General features: G+C 58.4%; 18 protein-coding genes and 2 tRNA genes. 10 read left to right on the top strand and 10 right to left on the bottom strand.

Annotated elements, in window-relative coordinates; genetic code table 11:
* Positions 1-56: 56 nt before the first annotated feature.
* The 3 genes from C7378_RS11330 to C7378_RS11320 all read right to left on the bottom strand — a co-directional run bounded on the left by C7378_RS11330 (position 57) and on the right by C7378_RS11320 (position 5,673).
* Positions 57-3,233, bottom strand: a complete 3,177-nt coding sequence (locus C7378_RS11330) for a TonB-dependent receptor (RefSeq protein ID WP_243648201.1) — start codon at positions 3,231-3,233, stop codon at positions 57-59.
* Between the two features lie 369 nt (positions 3,234-3,602).
* Complete coding sequence (locus C7378_RS11325) at positions 3,603-4,868, bottom strand: MFS transporter (RefSeq protein ID WP_131996456.1); 1,266 nt, start codon at positions 4,866-4,868, stop codon at positions 3,603-3,605.
* A gap of 37 nt (positions 4,869-4,905) precedes the next feature.
* On the bottom strand, positions 4,906-5,673 hold the full coding sequence (locus tag C7378_RS11320; protein WP_131996453.1) for an RraA family protein: 768 nt from the start codon (positions 5,671-5,673) through the stop codon (positions 4,906-4,908).
* A gap of 121 nt (positions 5,674-5,794) precedes the next feature.
* Between C7378_RS11320 and C7378_RS11315 the strand changes: the two genes are divergently transcribed.
* From C7378_RS11315 to C7378_RS11305, 3 genes are read left to right on the top strand one after another with little or no spacing between them, the layout of a single operon-like run.
* Positions 5,795-6,580, top strand: coding sequence for an IclR family transcriptional regulator (locus tag C7378_RS11315; RefSeq protein WP_165876765.1), 786 nt, complete (start codon positions 5,795-5,797; stop codon positions 6,578-6,580).
* Positions 6,581-6,604: 24 nt separating this feature from the next.
* A complete protein-coding gene (locus C7378_RS11310) occupies positions 6,605-7,726 on the top strand; it encodes a sugar kinase (RefSeq protein ID WP_207901406.1) in 1,122 nt (373 codons plus the stop codon).
* A gap of 46 nt (positions 7,727-7,772) precedes the next feature.
* Positions 7,773-8,432, top strand: coding sequence for a bifunctional 4-hydroxy-2-oxoglutarate aldolase/2-dehydro-3-deoxy-phosphogluconate aldolase (locus C7378_RS11305; protein WP_243648200.1), 660 nt, complete (start codon positions 7,773-7,775; stop codon positions 8,430-8,432).
* A gap of 114 nt (positions 8,433-8,546) precedes the next feature.
* Here the strand turns inward: C7378_RS11305 and C7378_RS11300 are convergent, their stop codons facing one another.
* Positions 8,547-9,725 (bottom strand): lactonase family protein, encoded by a 1,179-nt coding sequence (locus C7378_RS11300; RefSeq protein WP_131996444.1) that lies wholly within the window; start codon positions 9,723-9,725, stop codon positions 8,547-8,549.
* Between the two features lie 43 nt (positions 9,726-9,768).
* Complete coding sequence (locus C7378_RS11295; RefSeq protein WP_131996441.1) at positions 9,769-11,289, bottom strand: FAD-binding oxidoreductase; 1,521 nt, start codon at positions 11,287-11,289, stop codon at positions 9,769-9,771.
* 258 nt (positions 11,290-11,547) lie between these two features.
* On the opposite strand from C7378_RS11295, the gene C7378_RS11290 reads away from it, so the two are divergent.
* The 3 genes from C7378_RS11290 (at position 11,548) to C7378_RS11280 (ending at position 13,719) form a co-directional block, all read left to right on the top strand.
* On the top strand, positions 11,548-12,033 hold the full coding sequence (locus C7378_RS11290; protein ID WP_131996438.1) for a GNAT family N-acetyltransferase: 486 nt from the start codon (positions 11,548-11,550) through the stop codon (positions 12,031-12,033).
* On the top strand, positions 12,030-13,379 hold the full coding sequence (gene trmFO / locus C7378_RS11285; RefSeq protein ID WP_131996435.1) for a methylenetetrahydrofolate--tRNA-(uracil(54)-C(5))-methyltransferase (FADH(2)-oxidizing) TrmFO: 1,350 nt from the start codon (positions 12,030-12,032) through the stop codon (positions 13,377-13,379). The genes C7378_RS11290 and trmFO overlap by 4 nt, the downstream gene beginning before the upstream one ends.
* Before the next feature lie 85 nt (positions 13,380-13,464).
* Complete coding sequence (locus C7378_RS11280) at positions 13,465-13,719, top strand: DUF2934 domain-containing protein (RefSeq protein WP_131996432.1); 255 nt, start codon at positions 13,465-13,467, stop codon at positions 13,717-13,719.
* Here C7378_RS11280 and C7378_RS11275 read toward each other — a convergent pair.
* On the bottom strand, positions 13,716-14,999 hold the full coding sequence (locus C7378_RS11275; RefSeq protein ID WP_165876764.1) for an SGNH/GDSL hydrolase family protein: 1,284 nt from the start codon (positions 14,997-14,999) through the stop codon (positions 13,716-13,718). The genes C7378_RS11280 and C7378_RS11275 overlap by 4 nt on opposite strands.
* 152 nt (positions 15,000-15,151) lie before the next feature.
* On the opposite strand from C7378_RS11275, the gene C7378_RS11270 reads away from it, so the two are divergent.
* Positions 15,152-15,244: transfer RNA gene (locus C7378_RS11270), tRNA-Ser, on the top strand.
* Positions 15,245-15,345: 101 nt separating this feature from the next.
* Here the strand turns inward: C7378_RS11270 and C7378_RS11265 are convergent.
* A complete protein-coding gene (locus C7378_RS11265; RefSeq protein ID WP_243648199.1) occupies positions 15,346-16,836 on the bottom strand; it encodes a M20/M25/M40 family metallo-hydrolase in 1,491 nt (496 codons plus the stop codon).
* 34 nt (positions 16,837-16,870) lie between these two features.
* Entirely contained in the window at positions 16,871-18,298 is a 1,428-nt protein-coding gene (locus C7378_RS11260) for an MFS transporter (protein WP_131996426.1), read from the bottom strand.
* Between the two features lie 162 nt (positions 18,299-18,460).
* Here C7378_RS11260 and C7378_RS11255 point away from each other — a divergent pair, with 162 nt between their 5' ends.
* On the top strand, positions 18,461-20,041 hold the full coding sequence (locus C7378_RS11255; protein WP_131996423.1) for a M28 family peptidase: 1,581 nt from the start codon (positions 18,461-18,463) through the stop codon (positions 20,039-20,041).
* A 76-nt stretch (positions 20,042-20,117) separates the two neighbouring features.
* Positions 20,118-20,393 (top strand): oxidative damage protection protein, encoded by a 276-nt coding sequence (locus tag C7378_RS11250; protein WP_131996420.1) that lies wholly within the window; start codon positions 20,118-20,120, stop codon positions 20,391-20,393.
* Positions 20,394-20,516: 123 nt separating this feature from the next.
* On the opposite strand, the gene C7378_RS11245 is transcribed toward C7378_RS11250, so the two are convergent.
* Both C7378_RS11245 and C7378_RS11240 read right to left on the bottom strand, forming a co-directional pair.
* Positions 20,517-20,593: transfer RNA gene (locus C7378_RS11245), tRNA-Arg, on the bottom strand.
* A gap of 25 nt (positions 20,594-20,618) precedes the next feature.
* Positions 20,619-21,365 (bottom strand): proteasome-type protease, encoded by a 747-nt coding sequence (locus tag C7378_RS11240; RefSeq protein WP_131996417.1) that lies wholly within the window; start codon positions 21,363-21,365, stop codon positions 20,619-20,621.
* Positions 21,366-21,460: 95 nt separating this feature from the next.
* On the opposite strand from C7378_RS11240, the gene C7378_RS11235 reads away from it, so the two are divergent.
* Positions 21,461-22,294: a transglutaminase-like domain-containing protein gene (locus C7378_RS11235; RefSeq protein ID WP_131996414.1), complete on the top strand. Its 834-nt coding sequence runs from the start codon at positions 21,461-21,463 to the stop codon at positions 22,292-22,294.
* Positions 22,295-22,296 lie beyond the last annotated feature (2 nt).

Here is a 22,296-nt window from a genome sequence, read left to right as displayed (position 1 = left end):
TGATCACCTGTTGAAGGCATGATGGATTTGACGTCCACCATGCCTGCAGCTATCCGTTAAAAGTTAATCTTTCCAGCAAACTGCAAGACACGATTTGGAGCCAGAACCGCCGCCGTATTCTGAATAGTGCCAAACGAGGAAGTCTGGAATGTCGCGCTGGGATTGGCAAGCTGCGCGCGGTTGAATACGTTGAAGGCCTCCGCACGTAATTGCAACGTCATCGTCTTATATACCGGAAAGTTCTTGAAGAGAGAAACATCGGAATCCAGGTAGGCGGGCCCATAAAGCACATTGCGATGTTCATTGCCATAGGTGTAAGAGGCTGGAAGGGTATACGCGCTTGAGTCAATGCAGCTTGCGCCGGAGACAACAGAATCAGCATTGCACTTAGCACTGGGCGCGTGTACATAGTTAGGACGCTGGTTTCCCACTCCCGTATTCGCCTGGTCAGGCGAGATGGTCACATTGAAGGGCATGCCAGACTGCAGCGTGGTGATTGTGTTGAGCTGCCAGTTCCCCAGCGCCGTTCTTACCGTGGGCGAAAAATTACTGAGCTTGGGAAGCTCCCAGATGATCGATGCTACCAGGCGATGCCGAATATCCCAGTTCGCATTCCCGTAATCGGCGCGGAAGTTATAGGGATTCATCGGCGCGCCGCCGCCATTTGAGTCTGTGGAGACATCAAGATCATGGGCCCATGTATAGCTCACCATAGCCTGCACGCCATTGGTCATGCGTTGGCGAAAGATTGCAGTCAGGCCGTTGTAGTTAGCGAACTCATCATTCTGAATCTGGCGAATGGAGCCCCATAGCTGGTTGGGCCGGCGAGCATTTACATTCCCTGGCGCAGGCAGCGGAGTGTTGTTATAGAAGCTGCGATCGAGGTGCAGTGAGTGTGAACCGAGATACTGCAGCTCAAACGCCGCGTTCTTCCATAGATCATTGCCAGCGTCCAGATTCCATTGATACATCGTAGGGGTCGGCAGATAAGGATTAACACTGAAGACAGAGACATATGTTCCGGGCGTTCCAGGAACTATTGTCTTCGATTGATTGGTGCCCGGTGTTGGATTGGCAAACGAAAGCGCGGGTGAACCGGGAACTGTGGAGTAGGTCGTTGATTGCGCAAAGGGCGGATTACCCGTAGCCAGGGTAAAGCTATTCGTCTGGTTTGGGTTGTAGAAGATTCCTCCGCCCCCTCTGATCACCACGTGATTCGTTGCGCGATAGGCAAAGCCTACGCGAGGCGCCCAGTCCTGGTGGTTCGCGTCGATGAAATGGAATCCTGCCTGCGGTGCGTTCGCGGGTATAAGTGCCGTCTGCTGCGCATTGAGAATAGTCGCAAATCCATTCTGACTATAGGGAACGGTAGGAAGTTCGTACCGGATTCCGTAGTTCAGCGTAAGTCTTTCGTTGACCTGCCAGTTATCCAGGATAAAGAATCCGTCTCGCCATTCGGTCACTACGCCTTTCAACTCCTGTATAGGCGTAGCATCATTCTGCGGCAGGCCCAAGAGGAAATCCGCAGCAGCGTTGCCCGTTCCAGAGGCGCACGCTCCTCCCTGGACCTGGCACGTGAGCTGCCCATTGAAGGCGAAGATTCCAAGTGGATTGTTCTGAGCAGCCCGCCCCGTTGTCATCTTCCGTAGTTCGGCGCCTGCCATAATCGCGTGCTTGCCGTGGGTCCAGCTGACCTGGTCATAGCCGTGCCACGTCGTATCATCCTGGAACCAGTTGGTTCCGTTATTGCCCATGGAAAGATAATTGGTCACGGTCATGTAGGGAATGCCAGGATTATTGAACTGCGTATCCGCTGCGAAGCCTGGGATGCCAAGGCTCGTACCTGCATTCAGCAGATGATTCTGGTACCAGTAGTTCAGCGCATTGCTGATCAGGTGATTTCTGCCGAATCTAAAGTCGTTGATGAAGTTGGGAGTAATGACCTGCGTATAGCCGAAGGCTATATTTCTATTATTAGTGGGCCCATAGGTAGCGCCAGTGGGTGTAACGCTCGAGCCTAACGCAGTTAGGTTCTGCCAGTCATAGCGTACAAACAGGCGCACATTCTGCCCAAAGGTTTGATCCACGCGCGCAAGTACATTGTTGATATTTACTACCGAAGGCAGCGGCGCAGTGAAGTTGTTAGCGCCAGTTGCGTTCGGCAATGGGTAATACAACGAGATGATCTTCTGCGCGATCGGAGAGACCAGCCCTGGATCAATCTGGTTGTTAGCGAAGGCCGTGCCGGTATACGGATTGAAGAGCTTCGCCGATGTCTGTGAGAAGTCCCCGTTCCGCATCGCCTGTGTAAAGGTATTTCCCAGGCCTACCCCTGTCTGGTTATTGTTCCTCAGCCCTTCATAGGCCGCGGTGAAGAATGTCTTATCGCGACCATCGTAGATCTTCGGAAGATAGACAGGTCCATCTAGTTCAAATCCGAATTGGTTGTAGCGCAGGGGCAGCTTGGTATTAGAGCGGTTGAAGAAGTTCTTCGCGTCGAAAGCATCGTTCTGCACATAATCGTATGCAGTTCCATGGAGCGAGTTAGTTCCCGTCTTCGAAACCATGTTGATATGTACGCCCATGTATGCGCCGTATTGAGCTGTGTAGTTTCCAGTCTGCGTCTGAACTTCCTGGATCGCATCCGGGCTAACCGTAACGGCTGAGGTAGAGATCAGATTGTTCATGATGGTAATGCCATCAAGAGAGAGGCTATTCGTGATTTCTCTCTGACCAGCGCCAATAAAATCCTCACCTGGCGGTATACCTGTAAAGGAAGTTTTAGGGCCCACAATTACATCAGACTTGGTAGCCGCAAGGTCCATCGTGCGCCTGCCGCTTAATGGCAGATCCTGAATCGCCCGCGTATTCACGGTCTCCTGCACGGTAGCATCGTCCGTGGCAAGCGGCGGAGTCGATGCGGTCACCAGTACTTGATCCTGCACGGAGCCGATGCTTAGCGTAAAGTTCGAGCGGACCGCTGCGTTAATCGCAACAGGAATGCCCGTACTAGTCTCGGACTTGAAGCCCTGACTCTCTACTGTGATGTTGTAGGTTCCCGCCGGTATGAATGTGATCGCATAGTAACCCTGATCGTTGGTCTTGCCGGAGTAATTCACCTTGGTGCCGACATTTACTGCCTTCACATTCGCGCCGCTTACTGGATTACCGGAGGGATCGAGAACCGTTCCTACCAGTGAAGTGTTGTTGGCAACCTGTGCGAATGACGTCACAGGTAGCGCAACTACCAGGACAGCGCACAGCCATATGCATATTGCACTAGAACGATTCCACATCACTTTATCTCCCGACGCTGAACAATCATGGTGCTAGTTGGAGCCCAGTTCTCGATCACGTGACAAAGTGTCTGGCACTTGCTTTTCAGGTAGTTCCAACAAAGCCGTGCGGACGAGACTAGAGCATGTCGGCAGTCATAAGCTTCCTGGCTATGCTGCTCAACCTGCACGGCACATGCCGATCGATGGAGTGAGTGTGAAACGTCGATGACAGCAAGTCAACAGATATTTGAGACTGCGTATCGCCATGCGGTATTTGTTTTGGAAAAGAATGGGGTGCGGGCGGATCAGCCAGTTAAGGAAGACTTACAGACTTACCTGGCTGGATCGAGTCGGGCGCACAAACAGCCAGGCGACGCCCCCGGCAAAGGCGACGATGGCAGCCACAGCAAAGGCTGCAATCCACCCGAACTTCGTGGCGATCCATGGCGTCAGTGTCGCTGTCAGAGCTCCTCCTATCTGGCCGCCCATGTTCATCAGTCCGGCCGCTGCCCCTTTTTTCGTCCCGCTCGCGGCGATAGCCGCGCACCAGTAGCAGCTTTGCGAGGCGTAGAGCATGCCCGCTCCAGATGCCAGCACCAGTGCGGCAGCCGTCACTGAAGTGATACGAGATCCTTCCAGCAACAGCAGCGCCGTAAGCATCAGCGAGACCGCCGCGAAGATGGATCTACCTCTATAGGAGCCATAAGCGTGACTTATGCGATCGCTGATATACCCGGCCACCGGAGAGGAGATGGTCATCGCCAGAAAGGGAAGAGTCGTAAAGAAGGCGCTATTCCGCAGGCTCAGGTGGCGCACTTCCGCAAGGTAGAGAAAAAACCAGCTAAAGAAGATCCACGCGGTATAGCCGAATGAGAAGTAACTCGCTGAGAGCAGCCATATCTGCCCGTTCCGGTAAGGAGATGCGCTGGAGGGATCAGCCTTTCGGACATCTGCTGTGGACTTAGCCTCAAGGCCCCGGCGAATATGCTCTAATTCCTTTGCGCTTATCCAGGGATGAGCCTCTGGCTGATCGCGCGAGCTGAGATACCACACCCCGGCAGCGAAAACGCCAATGAGCGCGGACAGCCAGAAGCAGGCCCGCCAGCCGTAGGACTGGATGACCCAATTCAGCAACGGCGGAGTCAGACCCGCGCCGGCTCCGACCCCTGCAAAGATGAGCCCATTGGCAAGCCCTTGCTCACTCGTCGGAATCCATCGCGATACAAAGAGATTGCCCGCAGGATAGATGATCGATTCACCTACGCCTAGGGCGAAGCGTACTCCGAGCAGCAGGAGTAAGGCAAAGCGCCAGTGTGGCTGCACCACTGCCGTCATGGCAGTAAAGAGACACCATCCCAGGACTCCTGCGGTCAGCATCTTGCGAGGCCCATAGCGATCCGCGAGCTTGCCTGCTACAAGCTGGAAGCCCGCATAACCCACAAGAAACGCGCTGAACACCCACCCCAGCTCAACATTGCTCAGGTGGAAGCCCGCTCGCAATTCTGGTGCAGCGATGGAGATATTCGTTCTATCAAGAAACGAAATAGCACTTAGGCCAAAGAGTAGAAAAATCAGGAAGAATCGCAGCATTCGACAACTCTCTCACTCGATGATCTGAATCAACGCTTTACAATCTGCCTGTCTTCTTTACGGCGGCTTCGATTGACTTCGACTGCTCGATGTAGCCGTACATCATGTGTTCCTGAAAATCGAGCTGCTGAGCCCTGGCAAGGACCGCCGCGGCGATGGCACGCGGCACGACGACTACCCCGTCCTGGTCCGCTGCGATAATATCGCCGCCATTCACCTGCACACCATCGCAGTTGACCGGGATATCGGAGCCAGCAAACACGTAATGGTGAACGGACGTAGATGGAACAGCTCCGGTCGAATACACCGGGAAGCCTATCTTCTTGAGCTGCGCAACGTCACGCACCCCTCCATCGATCACCGCCCCGGCATATCCGCGAGCGTTCATGGCCACGCCCATCAGCCCTCCCATGCCAGCAATGTCCGCGCCGTCTTCTATCTTCATCACCCACACCGAGTCGGCCTGGCCTGCGTCGATGGCGGCCAGCATCCCGTCGAGCGCTGACGGATTTTTCTGCTCTGATTTTTTCAGCAGCACCGTGAGGGCAACGCCGACGAAGTGCGTTGGAAAGATAGCCTGCATCTTGTGCGTCATATACATCCTGCGGCCGGTCAGCTGTTCGATCGCATCGGAGATCGAAGCCACTTCCACATGCCGATATTCCTTGATTAACGATCCGACAGATTGATCGCCGCGCGCTGCTGTGGGACTTTGCTTCGCGGCAGATGGCGCCTGAGCATGTCCGACGGCAATCACGGCCAATACAGCAAGGAGAAACCCTCGCGACTTGTAACCGAAATTCATTTCCTGTTCCCTTCCTGAAGATAAGCAACTCTTCCGATATTTTTCATTCGCCTTTATCGTGGGATAGGTTAAACTCTATCTTCCAAAGTGGCTTCACCATATCATGAGAGTTCGTACCGCAATGCAAGATAGCGAAAGTCAGGCATACAAGCTCCAGGCGCTCGATCGCACCTTTGCCCTGCTCGATGCTCTCGCCCGGAGCAACGAGCCGCAGAGCCTTGCCGAGATCGCGGCATCGCTCAAGCTGCACAAGAGCACCGCGCATCGGTTCCTCATGGTTCTTGAGCGTCACCGGATCATTGAAAGAAGCAGTCGGGGCCGCTTCCGCCTGGGCCTCAGGCTCTTTGACTACGGCTCCCGGGCACTGGAGCAGCACGACCTTCGTGAGATAGCGGCGCCGCATCTGCGCAAGCTCGTAGACGAGGTTGGCGAGACAGCCCACCTCAGCATTCTCGATCACGATCACATCGTTTACCTGGACAAGATAGAACCCGCGCGCAGCATACGCATGATCTCGCGCATAGGCTCGACCAGTCCCGCATACTGCACAGCCTCCGGCAGATCGATGCTCGCCACGCTGGCTCCGGAACTGCGCGAAAAGCAGTTGAAGAGAATCAAGGTCGAACGGTTTACCGAGAAGACCAAGGTGACCCTGGAAGATCTGATGAAGGAGCTTGAACGAACCAGGAGACGCGGCTACGGCATCGACGACGGAGAAAGAGAGGATGGCGTGCGCTGTCTGGGAGTGGCGATCTTTGCTCCTGATGGAGTCTCGCGCTCAGCCATCAGCGTATCGGGGCCGCCTTTTCGAATCACCAAGCAGAAACTACCGGCAATCGTCAGCAGCCTGCAACTTTGCGCGCGGGCCATTGAGCGCGACATGGGATATAGTCAGCGCGAACTTTAAGCAGAAATGGAATAGTTTGATACTTTGAAAAAGTCGACTACAACAGGAGGGTTGCTGTCACTGCGAGAGGCAGAGAGCGTCCGCTGGGACTGCCTCAGCCTGGGTGAAGTAATGCTCAGACTCGATCCAGGAGAAGGGCGCATCCACACCGCCAGAGAATTCAAGCTCTGGGAGGGTGGCGGCGAATATAACCTGTCACGCGGCCTTCGCCGCTGCTTCGGCCTGCGCACCGGTCTCCTAACTGCTCTTGCTGATAACTCTGTAGGCAGGCTGATCGAGGACCTCATCCTGCAAGGTGGGGTGGATACCTCTCTCATCCAGTGGGTGCCTTATGACGGCGTGGGTCAGACCGTTCGCAATGGTCTCAACTTCGTCGAGCGAGGCTTTGGCGTGAGGGCCGCAGTCGGCTGTTCTGACCGTGGACATACGGCTGCTTCGCAACTAACCCCTGAGAGTTATGACTGGGATTTGATCTTCGGTGAGAAGAACGGCACGCGGTGGTTTCATACTGGAGGCATCTTCGCAGGACTCTCAGCGACTACTCCTTCAACCATCCTCGCCGCCATTCACTCCGCGCGAAACTACGGAACCATCGTTTCGTATGACTTGAACTACCGCGACTCATTATGGCGAGCACACGGTGGCCACAAAGAGGCGATCCGCTGCAACCGCGCCATCGTCGAGGTCGTGGATGTGCTCTTTGGCCACCGTCAGGATTTTCTGGCGCTGCTTGACCGCGACTCGCACCAGCCGGCCAGCGAGGATCTGGAATCCCGTGTCGATGAAAGCTGCGAGCTTATGCGCGAGATGCAGAAGAGCTATCCCAACTTGAAGATCGTCTCCTCGACTCTCCGCAAAACATACTCGGCCAGTCGTAACGGCTGGAACGCCGCGGCTGTTTCCTCTGACGAAGCCTGCAGAGGTCCGTGGCGCGAAATAGAAGTATTCGACCGCATCGGCGGTGGGGACTCTTTTGCCTCTGGCCTTGTCTACGGCATCATGAGTGGCCAGCCCCTGCAGTGGTCACTTGAGTGCGGCCTGGCGCACGGCGCCCTTGCGATGACAACTCCCGGAGACAATGGCGCAGCAACTATGGCAGAGGTCATGCAATTGATGCAGGATGCCGTCCCGCACATCACCAGATGACACGCCGCATGATGAGCTAGATGAGCAAAATGAAAGGAGCCGTCGGTTGCCGTCCACTTTAGAAAAGATCCTCTCTCGCTGTCTGGTTCCCGTCCTGCGCGCTCGCTCCGCAGATCTCGCCTATCAGGCCATCGACCTGCTGCTGGAGTGTGGCATCACTGTAGTAGAGATCACGATGACCGTACCCGACGCCTCCCAGGTCATCGCCGGCGCGTGCCGCCGCTTCGGCGATGCAGTTCTCATTGGGTCAGGCACCATCACCACAGCGGAGCAGTGCGAGAGCACCATCGAAGCCGGGGCAGAATTCGTAGTCAGCCCGGGTCTTTTCCCTGAGGTTGTCGCACGCACGAAAGCGCTCGGCAAGCTATCCCTGCCCGGCGCGCTTACTCCCACTGAGGTTATGCAGGCGTGGACACTGGGCGCCGATGTAGTTAAGGTCTTTCCCTGCTCCGCCATGGGAGGCGCCAGCTACCTCGCTGCCTTGCGCGCGCCCTTCCCTCAAATTCGCCTTATGCCCACCGGCGGCGTAACTGTGCAGACAGCGGGCGCTTATCTCCAGGCCGGAGCAGTCGCACTCGGGGTCGGCTCTGATCTGATTTCGGACGCCAGACTGGCCAGTGGTCAACTCGAATCCATTCGCGCAGCGGCAGCTTCTTATCGTGAGGTAGTGCGCATTCACAGGCAGGAAGCCGCGCTTCCGCAGTAGGCCGCCGCTGCACTTGGTCCACTGCGTTATCTGAAAGCTGCTATGGAATTACCGGGCCTTTCGTTCGCCCGCGAGAGCTTGATCGTTGCCATACTTTCGAAGTTAGCCATGCTCTCAGCAGGCATAGATAGCCACGGCTTTCGGCGATACAACTCGCGCCATTTCCTTCGCCCTCACGATTGCTCCAGTAGACCTCTTGACCTCCAACTGCACGACGCGATCACGCGCATCATCGAGCAGGAGCAGACCTTGGCCGTCCCCGGTCATTGTGAGAGCCGCAGCGGACCCTACATCTCCCCGCCATCTCTGAAGAATAGATACTGTACCCGAGGCGGAATCGAGACGCCATTGACTGATCGCGTCTCCTGCAGACACATACAGGAAGCGACCTTCCTCATCCATCGTCATCGAGTAGCGCTTCACTCCACGACCCACTCCACTCTCCAGCCGGATCCACGACAGCTCTTCTCCCAGCCGCTGACCAGTTGGATCAAAGCGGTAGCACGACAGAGAATCATCCAGTTCATTCACGACGTAGACGAATCTGCTGCCCGGGTGAACGATCAGACTTCCCGGCCCAAGTCCTGGTCGAGTGTCCACGCGGCTGTGACGCACCAGGCCTGCTCGTGAGAGATGAAAAACACTGATCCGATCGCTGCCGCTGTCGCTTGCCAGCAGAGCGTCTCCATCTCCTGCAAACCACAGAGTATGGGGATGTGCCGCGGTCTGCGCTTCGCTCCGCGGCCCGGAGCCGATCTCCTTGAAGATGCCACCAACATCCCCCAGTGCGCCATCTGCTCTTATCGGAAATACGTTGTAGGCGCCGCCACCGTGAATGGCAACAGCCAGAGAATCCCCTCCGGGTGAAATTGCAAGCTGCCGCGGGTTTATCCCTGAAAGGGAAAGCTCCTTTCGATCAAGGAGCGTGAGCTTTCCGCTCGCCGGATCGAAGCCGTAGGCCTCGATAGTTCCGCGGGGCAGATCTCGAAAGCTATCCACTTCGTTGGCGACATAGAAGCAATGCTTCCCAGGATGGAGGACGACGGATGAAGGTGCTCGGCTTGCGACGCTGTCAACATGCGTCCAGCGGTCCTTCGCGATGGAGAAGGCCTGGATCTTATCGCCGCGCATCGAGCATGAGGCTACAAAGGCTAGCCGCGCTTCCATTGGTCGCTTCTGCTTCGCAAACGCCTGCGCTGTCGGCGCGATCGTCCGCAGCCGCTCTGCCAGCGCGAGCGACGCCGCGCCCTGCAGGAACAAGCGGCGGCTATAGTGCGAGTCCGTCATCATCATGCTCCCTCTTCAAGGCAACGCCGCTTTCCGAGCAGCGCCGCTTTCACGCCCGAACTGACATTGCATGGTGGAAGATATTATTTGGATCGTACTTGCGCTTCACCGCCTGCAGAAATGGGTAGAGCCCCTGATCGCCGTAGTAAAGCTGCGGCCAGAAGCTATGAGCCAGCATGTCGCAATCGGGATAGTTGATGTAGCAACCTTCATAGCGATCTCCCGGATAAGGCGTATGGGCAAACTCCGCACTCACACCCGGATCGGAGTAGAGGTCGTTGTAGAAATCCCTCACCCATTGCAGGCGAGCCTTATCTTCCTCCTCGTGCGCCCAGTAGGACTCGAACTGCAGCTTCATGATCGAGGACCTTTGCCAACTCGCCGTCTCCTCAACCAGTGAGGCGCGGTTCACGGCGCCGCCATAGGAGTCGACCGCGAGGTAGTTGGCTCGCATATCAACGCCCGGCACATCCATCGTCAGATGTTTATAGATGCACCGCGCTTCCGCTTCCGTGAAATTGCGCTTCATGTGCGACGACTTGTACTTCGCGCGTATGCCGCCGCTTCCTGAAATGCTCGCGGTCGCTTCCAGATACCTGCGCCGGGTCATGGGCCGCATTTCAGGGCAGAGCAGCCCTGCGGATTCGCGGGCAGCATGGCGCGCCGGAGCCATGACTGCAGTGGAGGACCCTCCGCAGGATCGGAAGATTTCGAGGAACTCATTCACTACGCTCAAATCGCGGCACGTGCCATCAGGGTTACAGAACTGGAGCGACAGGCTGAGGTGTTCCGCTGATTTGTGCGTAAGCCCGAACATGGTGAAGAGCCCCCACGTATCAGGCGCCTTTGCCTGCGTCTCGAGGTATCCCCCATATTTGGTAACGATGGAGATGAAGCGGCTTTCCGTCATTTCATCCCAGCTGAAAGATATTCCGGCGTCCACGACCTCCTGCGGCGCCGGAGGTAGATCGTCAAACAGAAATCCCGTGATAACTCCGAAGTTGCCGCCTCCCGCACCTCGACATGCGCGAAAAAGATCCGGATCATGCTTGGCATCGACTCTACGCAGGATCACTTTTCCATGCGCGTCAACGGTCAGGATATCCACGGCAGAGAGCCAGTCGACAGTGAGCCCGTGGAGTCGCGAAAGCAATCCATATCCGCCACCGCAGATGTGTCCTCCCGCGCCTACGCTATAGCAGCTCCCCGCCGGGATCGTCACGCCATACCGCTTGTAAAGGTCGAGATAAACATCGCCCAGCTGTCTGCCGGGACTTATGCGATAGCGCTTCCCATCCTCAGGAAGATGCGCAACGGATAGCAGGCTCAGGTCGAGAATAGTTCCGCCGCTGTTGTTGACCACGAAGTCTTCATAGCAATGGCCGCCACTTCGTATGGTCGGGCGGACGCCCGCGTCGATGATCTTCTGAAGAGCACGGGCGGCATCCTCCGCTGTCTCGCACAGCTCAATGCTGCTGACCGCATCTGTTTCCTGTGCGGGCCATCGCAGGTTCCGGCTTCGTTTCAGAGTGTTATAGCGCGCATCCTGCGATGTAACGGTGATACTCATATCACCCTCGTACCTGTAGATATGCATCTACCCGTCCATCCACTGCTCTGCAAGCAAGGAGCAGTGGCAGCGAGTCTCGGGTCAGCGTATCCGAAGTTATATCTTGAATTCGCCATGAACACTACACCTTTATCCCGCAGAGTGAGATAAGGCGGCACAATCTGAGAGTGCATCAACTCAAGCCACGCTCCGGGATAAAACATCCCCAACAGGCTGGGCCGGCCAGTTTTCCCGCAAGGGTCTTTATACTTTGAGGTAATGATCTCCTTACGCCCTGCCGAAAAGAATGATGTTCCCTTGATCCTTTCCCTGATCCGCGCGCTCGCCGAATATGAACGCGAACCCGACGCCGCGCGGCTTACCGAGCGCGAACTCCTCAGGGATGGCTTCGGACCGGATGCGTGGTTTGACTGCATCATCGCAGAGGCAGATGGCGAGCCGGCCGGCTTCGCGCTGTACTTTCCCGTCTACTCCACCTGGGAGGGCCGCAGCCTCCACCTGGAAGACATTTTCGTGAAGCCGGAATTCCGCGGACGCGGCATCGGCAAGAAGCTACTGACCAGCGTAGCAGCCATCGCAGCCGAACGCGGCTGTGCCCGGTTGCAGTGGGACGTGCTCGACTGGAATCAGCCCGCCATTGAGTTCTATCAGTCCCTCGGCGCCGTCATGATCCCGGAGTGGCGCAAGATGCGCGTGACCGGGGACTCTATTCAGGCGCTTGCTGACTCCGGGGCAAAGGCTTGAGCGCCCCTCGCATCAACGTCATCGGCGGAGGCCTCGCCGGGCCCGAGGCGGCTCTCACCGCCGCGCGTTTCGGCGTGGCCGTTGACCTCTATGAAATGCGCCCCGTGCGCTCCACGCCTGCGCACCAGACGGAGGACTTCGGCGAACTCGTCTGCTCGAACTCCCTCAAGTCCGAGAGTAAAAACACCGCTCCCTGGCTGCTGAAGCAGGAGATGCGCCGCGCCGGCTCCTCGCTCCTCAAGTTTGCCGACGCGAGCGCAGTGCCCGCGGGTCATGCCCTGGCCGTCGACCGGGTTGAGTTCTCACGGCTCATCGGCGAAGCCGTCACGGCTCATCCACAGATCATCACTGTGCATCGCGAAGAGGTCACCAGCCTGAACCCCGAGGATGGCATCACGGTCGTCGCCAGCGGCCCCCTGACCTCCTCCGCGCTCTCAGACGAGATTGCACGGCTCACTGGCTCCGATCATCTGGCCTTCTACGACTCGATCAGCCCCATCGTCGACGCCGATTCCATCGACATGGAGCGAGTCTACTTCGCCGCACGCTGGGACAAGGGGACCGCCGACTACATCAACTGCCCCATGACCCGCGAGGAGTACGACACCTTCTATGAGGCGCTCGTCAGCGCCGAAACCGTCGAGGGCAAGGAGTGGGAAAAGCTCCCCTACTTTGAAAGCTGCCTGCCCATAGAAGAGTTGGCCCGGCGCGGACGCGACACCCTGCGTTTTGGACCCATGAAGCCCGTCGGCCTGCGCGACCCCAGAACCGGAAAGACTCCTTGGGCGGTCGTCCAGTTGCGCTGTGAAAACATGCGCGCCGACTCCTATAACCTGGTCGGCTTCCAGAATCACATCCGCTACGGCGAGCAGTCGCGCATCCTGCGGCTCATCCCCGGCCTTGAAAATGCGAAGTTTCTGCGCTACGGCCAGATCCATCGCAACACCTACATCAACGCGCCGCGCGTTCTCACCCCGCATCTCAATCTCCGCGACCACCCGGGCATCTATTTCGCCGGGCAGATCTCCGGAGTTGAAGGCTATACCGAATCCATCGCAGGCGGCCTGCTCGCGGGCATCTTTGCAGCCGGAGCTGCGCTGGGTCGCGAAGTTGCACCTGTTCCGAGGCAGACTGCTATTGGCTCACTCGTCAACTACATCACGGGTGCTGATCCCAAACGGTTTCAGCCCGCAAACATCACCTTTGACCTGCTGGAGCCCCTCGAAGAAGAGCTCAGGCGCAAGGTGCGGGACAAGCGTGAACGTCACCGCATGCAGTGCGAACGAGCACTTGCAGCCTTCGACGCATGGTGGGAAAGTATCCGGCCGGCGCTGGCCGTAGAGTAACCCTTAAGATACGAGAAGAGGCACATTTGCCCCATTTTCGCTTATCATAAGAGGTAACAAAGTATCCCGAAGGAGACATTCAACCATGCCGACCGCCGACGCCACCAAGACCGCGACGAAGCGCCGTAAGCCCGTAGCCGAGGGCACCGCGAAGCCTGCAGCCAAAGCGAAGACGACCGCCAAGGCCACAACTCCCGGGCCGGTTGCAGTTCCCCGTCCCACGCACGAGGAGATTTCCCGCCTCGCCGAGCAGTTCTGGAATGAGAACGGCCGCCCCCATGGCTCCGCCGAGCATGACTGGTTGCGCGCCGAGCAGCACCTGCTGGGCAAAGCCTCCTAGCGAGGCTTCCATCCGCGAATCATGTCACCGGCCCGCTGGGCTGCATTCAGCGGAATCATTACATTTGGGCTTCCCGATGGCTTGATATTCGGCCCAAAGAGCGGGTCGGCAGATGCGATTGCGGAAACATCGACATCCGGGATGGTCGTCTTAAGCGATGAATTCATTGTGTCGATGAACTCGTTCGCCACCAGCGCATAGCCCGTGTTCGTCGGGTGCACGCCGTCCAGGCCCACAAGTCCTCCCAGGAAGTTGAGGCTGGCATTGTAGTTGTTGATGGTGATGCCGGCCGCCAGCTTCGCGAAGAGCGCGTGGATGTCCACGAGCGTGCCCCCGGCTGCTGCAACCTGCTGCGCGATCACCTGGTTGTACTGGTCGATCGTCTGCTGCACCTGCAAAACCTCTGCCGCAGACAGGAACCCGGCATCGTCGATGGGCCCCTGCTGCTGGCTGGCGACGATCTTTTGCGCCTCCTGCAGTCCCGTAGCGTTCACCAGATCTCCAGCCGTGATGCCGAGCATCGCGCTCAGCGTCGCCTGCGGAATTCCGCTCGATGCTGAGATTTCCGCGAGCACGGTAGCGGCAGGCGTCAACACCGGCGATTGAGTCACATCGGGAATGTTCGCGACGATCAGATTCGCCTTCGTCTTGGTGGTCAGCGTCTGCATCATCTGGGTGTAGAGCGTGGTGAAGCTGCTTACCTGCGTCATCGAACTCGGCATACCCGTGTCATCGGCGACCAGCGCATCATTGGCGCCGATCCAGACAAAGAGCGTCGTTGGCTGCAGCGCAACTGCTTCCTGCAACTGGGTATTGCTGTTGCCCAGCGGGAAACCCAGCACCAGGTTCGTGATGATATCTTCAGCCGTCGAAGGCGCAGCAGTAGGCGCAGCATTGATCAGGTCATTCAGCTTGTGCCCGGGAACGGCAAGGTCGGTCGGCTGCGCTGAAGGATTATCGCGCCCGGTAGTCACGCCGCTGGCGGAGTTGATGACGGGCGGCGGTCCCAGGCTCACCAACTGCAAAACGGCGGGTGCTCCCGGCGGCGCAATCAGCGGCAGCGTAATGGCCGCCTTCGCCTGGGTAGCGACCAGGTTGGCCCAGCCATTCGGTTGCTGAGTGTCGAGCAGGGAACCATTCTGAAAGCCCGCAGTCAGCGAGTCACCGATAAACACGGTGGTAGTGAAGTTCCCCGCATTCTCTGTGCTTGACCCGGAAGAGGACATCGACTTCTGGCTCGAACCGCAGGAGAGAAGCGTGCCACAAAGCAGCGCAGCCATGGATGATACTGCCGCTTTACGAACGAAATGAAGGGTAGTGCTGGGCATATGGCTCGGTAACCTCTGAATGTCACTGCGTTTGTGATGCGGACTTTTATCCTACAATCATGCGAAGACGCCTGATGCAGGTATAATTCACAAAGATAACAGCCGGAGAGATGGCCGAGTGGCTGAAGGCGGCGGTTTGCTAAACCGTTATAGGGTCAAAAGCTCTATCGGGGGTTCGAATCCCCCTCTCTCCGCCAGCATCCTTCCTCTCTGCCACTCCCTTTCATCAACTCATCTCTTCTATTGTTAGCCATGCGCCTGAAGGCATGCGGTCCCCGGTCTCTGCACAGCAGCTCGACTACTGCATCTCCAGCAGCGCAGCCATCGTTCCCACCCCATCCCACAGATTCTGCAGGCGCAGGTTCTCATTGGCGGCGTGCTGGTTGTCGTCGTAGTTCGCAATCGGCACCGTGATCGTGTGCGTTCTCGCTGCACGCTCCATGGCGCCTAAGGGAACACTCCCGCCCATCGTAGGCAGCAGCACAACTTCGCCTCTCGCCTGCTCTACAGCGCGGATGACTTCCTGCGCAATCGGCAGATCCATCGGCGTGCGCACAGCGTTGTAGCTGGCCGGGTCGCGCACCACTCTCGCCACCCGGCTGTGCGCCAGCAGAGTCTCGCGGCTGGGCTCGCTCTCCACAATGAAGTATCCGCGCGACCGTATGAAGTCGATCACCCGCTGCTGTTGTTCGCGCCAGTCAATGCCCACCACCAGTCGCAGATCAATGTCCGCGGTAGCCGTGGGCGGAATTACGTTTGCGGCCTTCGCACCCGTCTGACCGGAAGAGAGTCCGTTGATGTTCAAAGAAGGCTGATTGATCAGCTCCAGCAGATGCGCTCCCGAACCGTCCGTATGTCCCAGCCAGAACGCTTTCATCAGCATTGTGTCGTTGACCGGGGCCTTGGCCAGCGCTTCCTTTTCGATTGCGGAGAGTGGCGCAATTCCGTCGTAGAAGTGCGGCACGAGCACGCGGCCGTTCTCGTCTTTCATCCCCGCCAGCAATTGCGCCAGCATCATCGCAGGGTTAGGAGCCCAATTGCCGTAGTGTCCGCTATGCAGCCCGTGATGCGGGCCGTAGAGGGTTATCTGGAGGTGCGTATCTCCTCGCGCGCCGAAGACAACCGTCTGCTTTCCGCTCTGATCTACCGGGCCATCGCACACCAGCCAGACATCGCCATGGATCAAGTCCCGGTTGGCATCCAGTATCTGCTCCAGATGCGGAGATCCAGCCTCCTCTTCGCCTTCCCATACAAAACGGATATTCGCCTTCAGCGGAATATGCGCTTCCCTGAGTGCATCGAGCGCCGTCAACTGGGCAAAGATGGCAGCCTTATCATCCCCGGCTGACCGGGCATAAATGCGTCGTGCCCCATCTACCTCGCGAACCACGGGCGTAAACGGGGAACCGCCCTCCCATTCTGACGGCGTGACCGGCTGCCCATCATAATGCGCATAAAACACAATCGTGTGTTGCGCTCCGGGCACGCTGATCTGCCCGTAGACAACCGAAGGAGCGCCGGGCAGAGAGAGCAGTCGCGAGTCGACTCCCCGCTTCCGGAGCATCTCACGCAGCACATCTGCATTGCGCCTCAAATTCGCAGGGTCAGCCGCAACGTTGGGGATGGACAGCAGGTCGCTGAACTGTTGCAGAAGCTCAGCCTTATGCTTCGCCGTATAGTCGCGCGCAGCGTCTGGCGCCATCTGCCCCCGGAGCATGGGCGCGAGGCAGAGCAGGAGTGTTCCCACAGTGCCGAGTCGAAGCCTGACGGCTCCAAGCGTAGCTTTCATGCCCCCACTATACCTGCCTGCAGACGCTTGCCGGTTACGCCGGGTTAACTTCCATCTCCGGCTGGAGGTGTCCGCTCGTGGTTGCTCCTGCATCCGGTCGAAGCCCCAGGCTGTCAAAGACCGGGCCAAGCGCCAGCACCGCCATACAGAAAATCGCCAGGTGGAAATCGCGAAGCTGCGGTGTAACGGCAGAGTGGCCGTTCGCATGAGCGATAAGGCGTATCGTGATTGCGCCGACTGCCACACCCATCCCCATGCTTAGCTGCATGATGGCGCTGAGAAATCCATTGGCCCGGCTCATCCTGCTCGGCGGAATCTCTGTATACGCCAGCGTAGTCATGCAGGTGAACTGCAGCGAACGGCATGCGCCATGAAAAAACAGAATCCCCACAATCAGCACCGCCGAGGTCGACGGACTGAGCAGCCCGCAGAGAATCATCGAACCCGAAGTGATCACTCCATTTACGAGAAGTATGCGGCGGAATCCAAAGCGGCGAAGAACCTGGATGACGAATGCCTTCATGCTTAGATCGCCCGCGAAGAGCGCGAGCAGGTAGAGTCCGGACTGAAACGCATTCAATCGGAAGCTGAGCTGAAACATCAGCGGCAGCAGAAACGGCAGCACCGTGACAGCAGTGCGAAAGGCGCTCGCGCCATACACCGAGAGTGAGTAGGACTTCAGCTTCAGCGATTCGAAATCGATCAGCGAGGTAGCCGGCCTGCGGCGCGCAACGACGATGGCGAGAAATCCGCTGATCACGCTCAGCACGAGGATCGCGGCAGGAAACTGCCAGTGCCTGCCCTCGCCGCCCAGCTTCTCCATCGCATACACGGTCCCGCTTGAAGCGAAACCGGCGAGGAGAAACGTCCCCCAGTCGAAGGGATGCGTCTCCCCCGTACGTGTGTTCTCGATCCAGAGCAGAGCCAGATACAAAGCGATGAGGCCGATGGGGAGATTGATGAAGAAGATCCAGTGCCAGCTCGCATAGGTCGTGATAAATCCGCCCAGCGGCGGCCCCAGCACAAGCGCCGTAAGTCCGGGCCATGTAATGTAGGCGATGGCCTGCGTCAGCCTGTCCTTTGGCGTGTTGCGCAGCACCACAAGCCGCCCCACGGGAACCATCATGGCTCCGCCCAGCCCCTGCAGAATGCGCATCAGCGTGAATTGCGTCAGCGTGTGAGACAAGCCGCAGAGCAACGAGGACACAGTAAACACGCCGATCGCCGAGGCAAATACGGAGCGCGCGCCGAAGCGGTCTGCGACCCAGCCGCTGATCGGGATCAGCACCGCAAGCGTCAGCAGGTAGGCGGTCATGCCGATATTGAGCCGCACCGCACCTACGTGAAAGCTGCGCGCCATCTGCGGAAGCGCCGTAGCGATGATGGTGCCGTCCAGGTTCTCCATGAAAAAAGCTCCCGCTATGAGCGTCGTTACATACAACGGCGAGCGGCTGTTTTTCATTGATCTATTTTACGGTTTACTCCGCGGTGCATCTTTCAGAATTCTTACAAACCGCAGACCCTCGGCCTTTGCGCGCGCGCTTTCAGCCTCACAAAATTCATCCGTCCATCCCGTCACTCAGCCGTGGCCCTTTTCATTTTCCCCGTGTACCCTACAGCACAAATGCCTCGATACGCACTGGTCCTGCTCGCCCTGCTTGCTGCTTCTTCCGCCGCCGCATCCGCCCAGACATCGGCCCATCCGCGCGATGGCCAGATTCACGATGCAGACACCCGCGCATGGTGGCACACGACAGAGTATCTGTCCTCCGATGCAATGGAGGGTCGCGACACCGGCTCTGCCGCCTATGCGCGAGCCGCGCAGTATGTAGCCGAACGCTTTCGCCAGGCGGGCCTGCAGCCTGCGGGCGAAAACGGTTCTTACCTGCAGCAGGTCCCGCTGCATGAGGTGCAGGTCACCCCGCAAGGCACCACCTTCACCCTGCTGCGCCCCAACGCGCCCGACCATCCTCTCCAGTTTCTGCAGCAGATCACCATCGCGCCTTCCGCGTCGCTGCCTGCCACGCTTGAGGCCCCTCTGGCCTTCCGCGGCTACTGCTCCCGAGCGGAAGCCACCAATCTCACCGGTAAAATCGCAGTCTGCTTCGGCACTCGACGCACCGGCCTCCCCAGCGCTAGTGACCGCATGCAGGCGGTGCGCGCCGCAGGAGCGGTCGGCATCCTCACCGTGGATGACCTCGCATTCACCATCGAGCCGCCACGCTGGCCCGAGGCCTATGCCCGCTCCGTCACTCTCGCCGCCGCAACGCCCACTCATGCAGCGCCGACAGCCTTCGTCTCCATGCGCCTGAGTGCCGCCGTCTTTCCGGCCCTGCTGGAGGGCACGTCGCAGAACGCGCAGCAGATCCTCACGTTCGGCGGCCAGTCGAAACCCTTACCCTCCGTCGATCTGCCGACACGCCTGCGCCTCACCACCCACACCATCACCCGCGATTACACTTCGCCCAACGTCCTCGCTGTCCTTCCCGGCAGCGCTCCCTCGCTCAAGTCGCAGTACATCGTCATCGCGGCCCATCTGGATGGCTACGGCCACGGAACCCCGGTCCTCGGCGACGGCATCTACAACGGGACCCTCGACGATGCCGCCTACGTCGCGCTTCTGATCCAGTTCGCCGACGATCAGCATGCGGCGAGGAGCAAGGGCGATCCCGGCCTCAAGCGCAGCATTCTCTTCTGCGCCTTCACCGGCGAGGAAAAGGGTCTGCTCGGCTCCACCTGGTTTACGCAGCACCCCACCGTGCCCAGAACTGCGCTCGCCGCCGATATCAACCTCGACCAACTGCGGCCTCTTTTTCCGCTTCACATCCTCACCGCTCTTGCCATCGATGACTCGACCCTTGGCCAGACGGCACGCGCTGTCGGCGCGGCCATGCACATCACAGTGCGAGCCGATCGCGAGCCGGAGCGCAGCCTTCTCCGCCGGGCCGACCACTGGCCTTTCATGCAGATCGGCGTTCCGTCCATCGGCTTTATCTTCGGCTACGATCCCGGCGCCGATGCAGAGCGCCGCTACCGCCAGTGGTACACCACTCAGTACCATCGCCCCCAGGACGACGTCACCCAGCCCATCGACTTCGATGCCGCCGCCCGGTTCGACACCTTCTTCTATACCCTGACCCGCACCGTCGCCAACGCCACCAGCCGCCCCGCGTGGACCGATGGCAGCCCTTACAAGCCCCATTGATCCGGCAGCCGCCCAGGAAATTTTGATCTTTCTCTCGCCTTGCCTAAAATCAAGACTGAGAGGAATACCAAGGCAAATGGCACACATGGTTTTTTGCGCGAAGTACAAGCAGGAGATGGAGGGGTTGGACGAGGCGCCCTTCGACAGCGATTTCGGCCACAAAATCTATAACAATGTCTCGAAGAAGGCCTGGCAGGAGTGGCTGGAACACCAGAAGATGCTGCTCAATGAATACCGCCTTCAGCCCTGGACTCCGCAGGCGCAGGAGTTTCTCGTAGAGCAGATGCAGCAGTATTTCTTCGGCGACGGTTCCACCCTGCCCAAGGAGTACGTTCCTCCTGCAGCGGGCTGAAATCTACCCTTGGCTTCCGCTTAACTTGTAGTGAACAGTAAAGATAGAGTAGCTCCCGCCGCGCGAAAAGGAACTCCCCCTTTTGGGGGAAGTCACCGATCAAAAGGGGGATAGGACAGAAGATGGTGCGCCCGGCAAGATTCGAACTTGCGACCTACAGCTTCGGAGGCTGCCGCTCTATCCAGCTGAGCTACGGGCGCGCAGCTACTAGAATACTACGAAGGTCTAGGGTGTGTCCGGCAGACAGGCCTTGAAGGTGATAGCCGGCAACTCCTCCACCGCGCGGCGCAGTGACCGCTCCCACTGCCGGTGAATCACGTTCAGTTCCGGGTCATCGGCCTTGAAGCGGCGATAGCGGTCAAACTCCAGCGCGTCATTCTCATAAAGCAGCATCTCGATAGGCGGCCCTACCGTTACATTCGACCGCATCGTCGCGTCGAACGACAGCAGCGCATACATCGCAGCCACCTCAAGCGTGGTCGCTCCCGCCTCGATGCCGCGGTCCAGGATAGGCCGTCCGTATTTCACCTCGCCGATCTGCATATAGGGAGAGTCGCGGGTAACGCTCAACGGATTACCTTGGGGATAGATGAGATACAGCTGCGGCGCCTCACCCTTGATCTGGCCCCCCAGCAGCAGGTTGATATTGAAGTTGAATTCATCCCGCTCCAGCGCTGAACGATCCAGTTCCGCCACTCGACGAACGCACTCACCCACAGCTCGCGCTGCAGCATAGAAGTTACGAGCCTTTGCCAGCCCTTCACCGGCATCAAACTCATCACGCAGCAGCGTAATGACAGATTGGGTCAGCGAAAGACTGCCGCTGGTGAGAATACAAAAGGAGCGCTCCCCTGGCTCCACGAAGGTGTGCATTTTCCTGCACAGATTCACCTGATCGTACCCGGCATTGGTGCGTGAGTCCGACGCCATCACCAGCCCCTGGTGGGTCAAAATGCCAACACAATACGTCAAAATGAACTTCGCCTCTCTTCAGATAGTAAATGTTCACTGGATCGAGATACGTTTCGCCGCCAGGTCGCATCCTACGACCATCTTTTGACGCAACTATGTTAATTCGCCTCGGTTACGATATTCGTTTTTACATGGCTGCCCGCACGGCTTTCGTCGCCATGCTGCATGTCCATCCTTCGCGGACCGACGACCTGCTTGAGCCCGATCATATGCGGATCGAGTCGGGCGGCACGACCATCCTGCCGGACAGCTACCTCGACAGCTTCGGCAACCGGTGTTCACGATTCGTTGCCTTGCCTGGCGAGTTGAAGCTGACCAGTTCCACCCTGATTGAAGACTCGGGAGCGCCCGACCCGATCAACCCCCGGGCCATCGAACTCCCTGTCGAGCAGGTCCCGAATGAGGTGCTGCGCTACCTCATGAACAGCCGCTATTGCGAAGTCGATAGCATGCTGCACATCGCCACCGATCTCTTCGGGGGCTTGGCTCCCGGCTGGCAGCGGGTGCAGGCCATCAACAACTGGGTGCATCAGCATGTCACATTTGGCTATCACCACGCCCGCGCCACTAAAACAGCGCTCAATGTCTACACGGAGCGCACCGGCGTCTGCCGCGATTTCCAGCACCTGGCCGTCACCTTCTGCCGGGCCCTCAACATTCCGGCGCGCTACGCCACCGGCTATCTCGGAGATATCGGCGTGCCGCCGTCTTATACACCCATGGACTTCAGCGCCTGGTACGAGGTCTACCTGTCGGGACGCTGGTGGACCATGGATGCGCGACACAACGCTCCGCGCATCGGAAGAGTGTTGATGGCCGTCGGCCGCGATGCTTCCGATGTCGCCATTACCACCTCCTTCGGGCAATCGGACCTGACGAAATTCGAAGTCATTAGCGACGAACTGCCGGGGGCGGTAGCAACGCAGTAAAC

This window comes from Acidipila rosea, assembly GCF_004339725.1.
Lineage (GTDB): Bacteria > Acidobacteriota > Terriglobia > Terriglobales > Acidobacteriaceae > Acidipila > Acidipila rosea.
The sequence above is the reverse complement of the archived record's forward strand: the minus strand, read 5'-3'. Positions and strand labels throughout refer to the sequence as shown.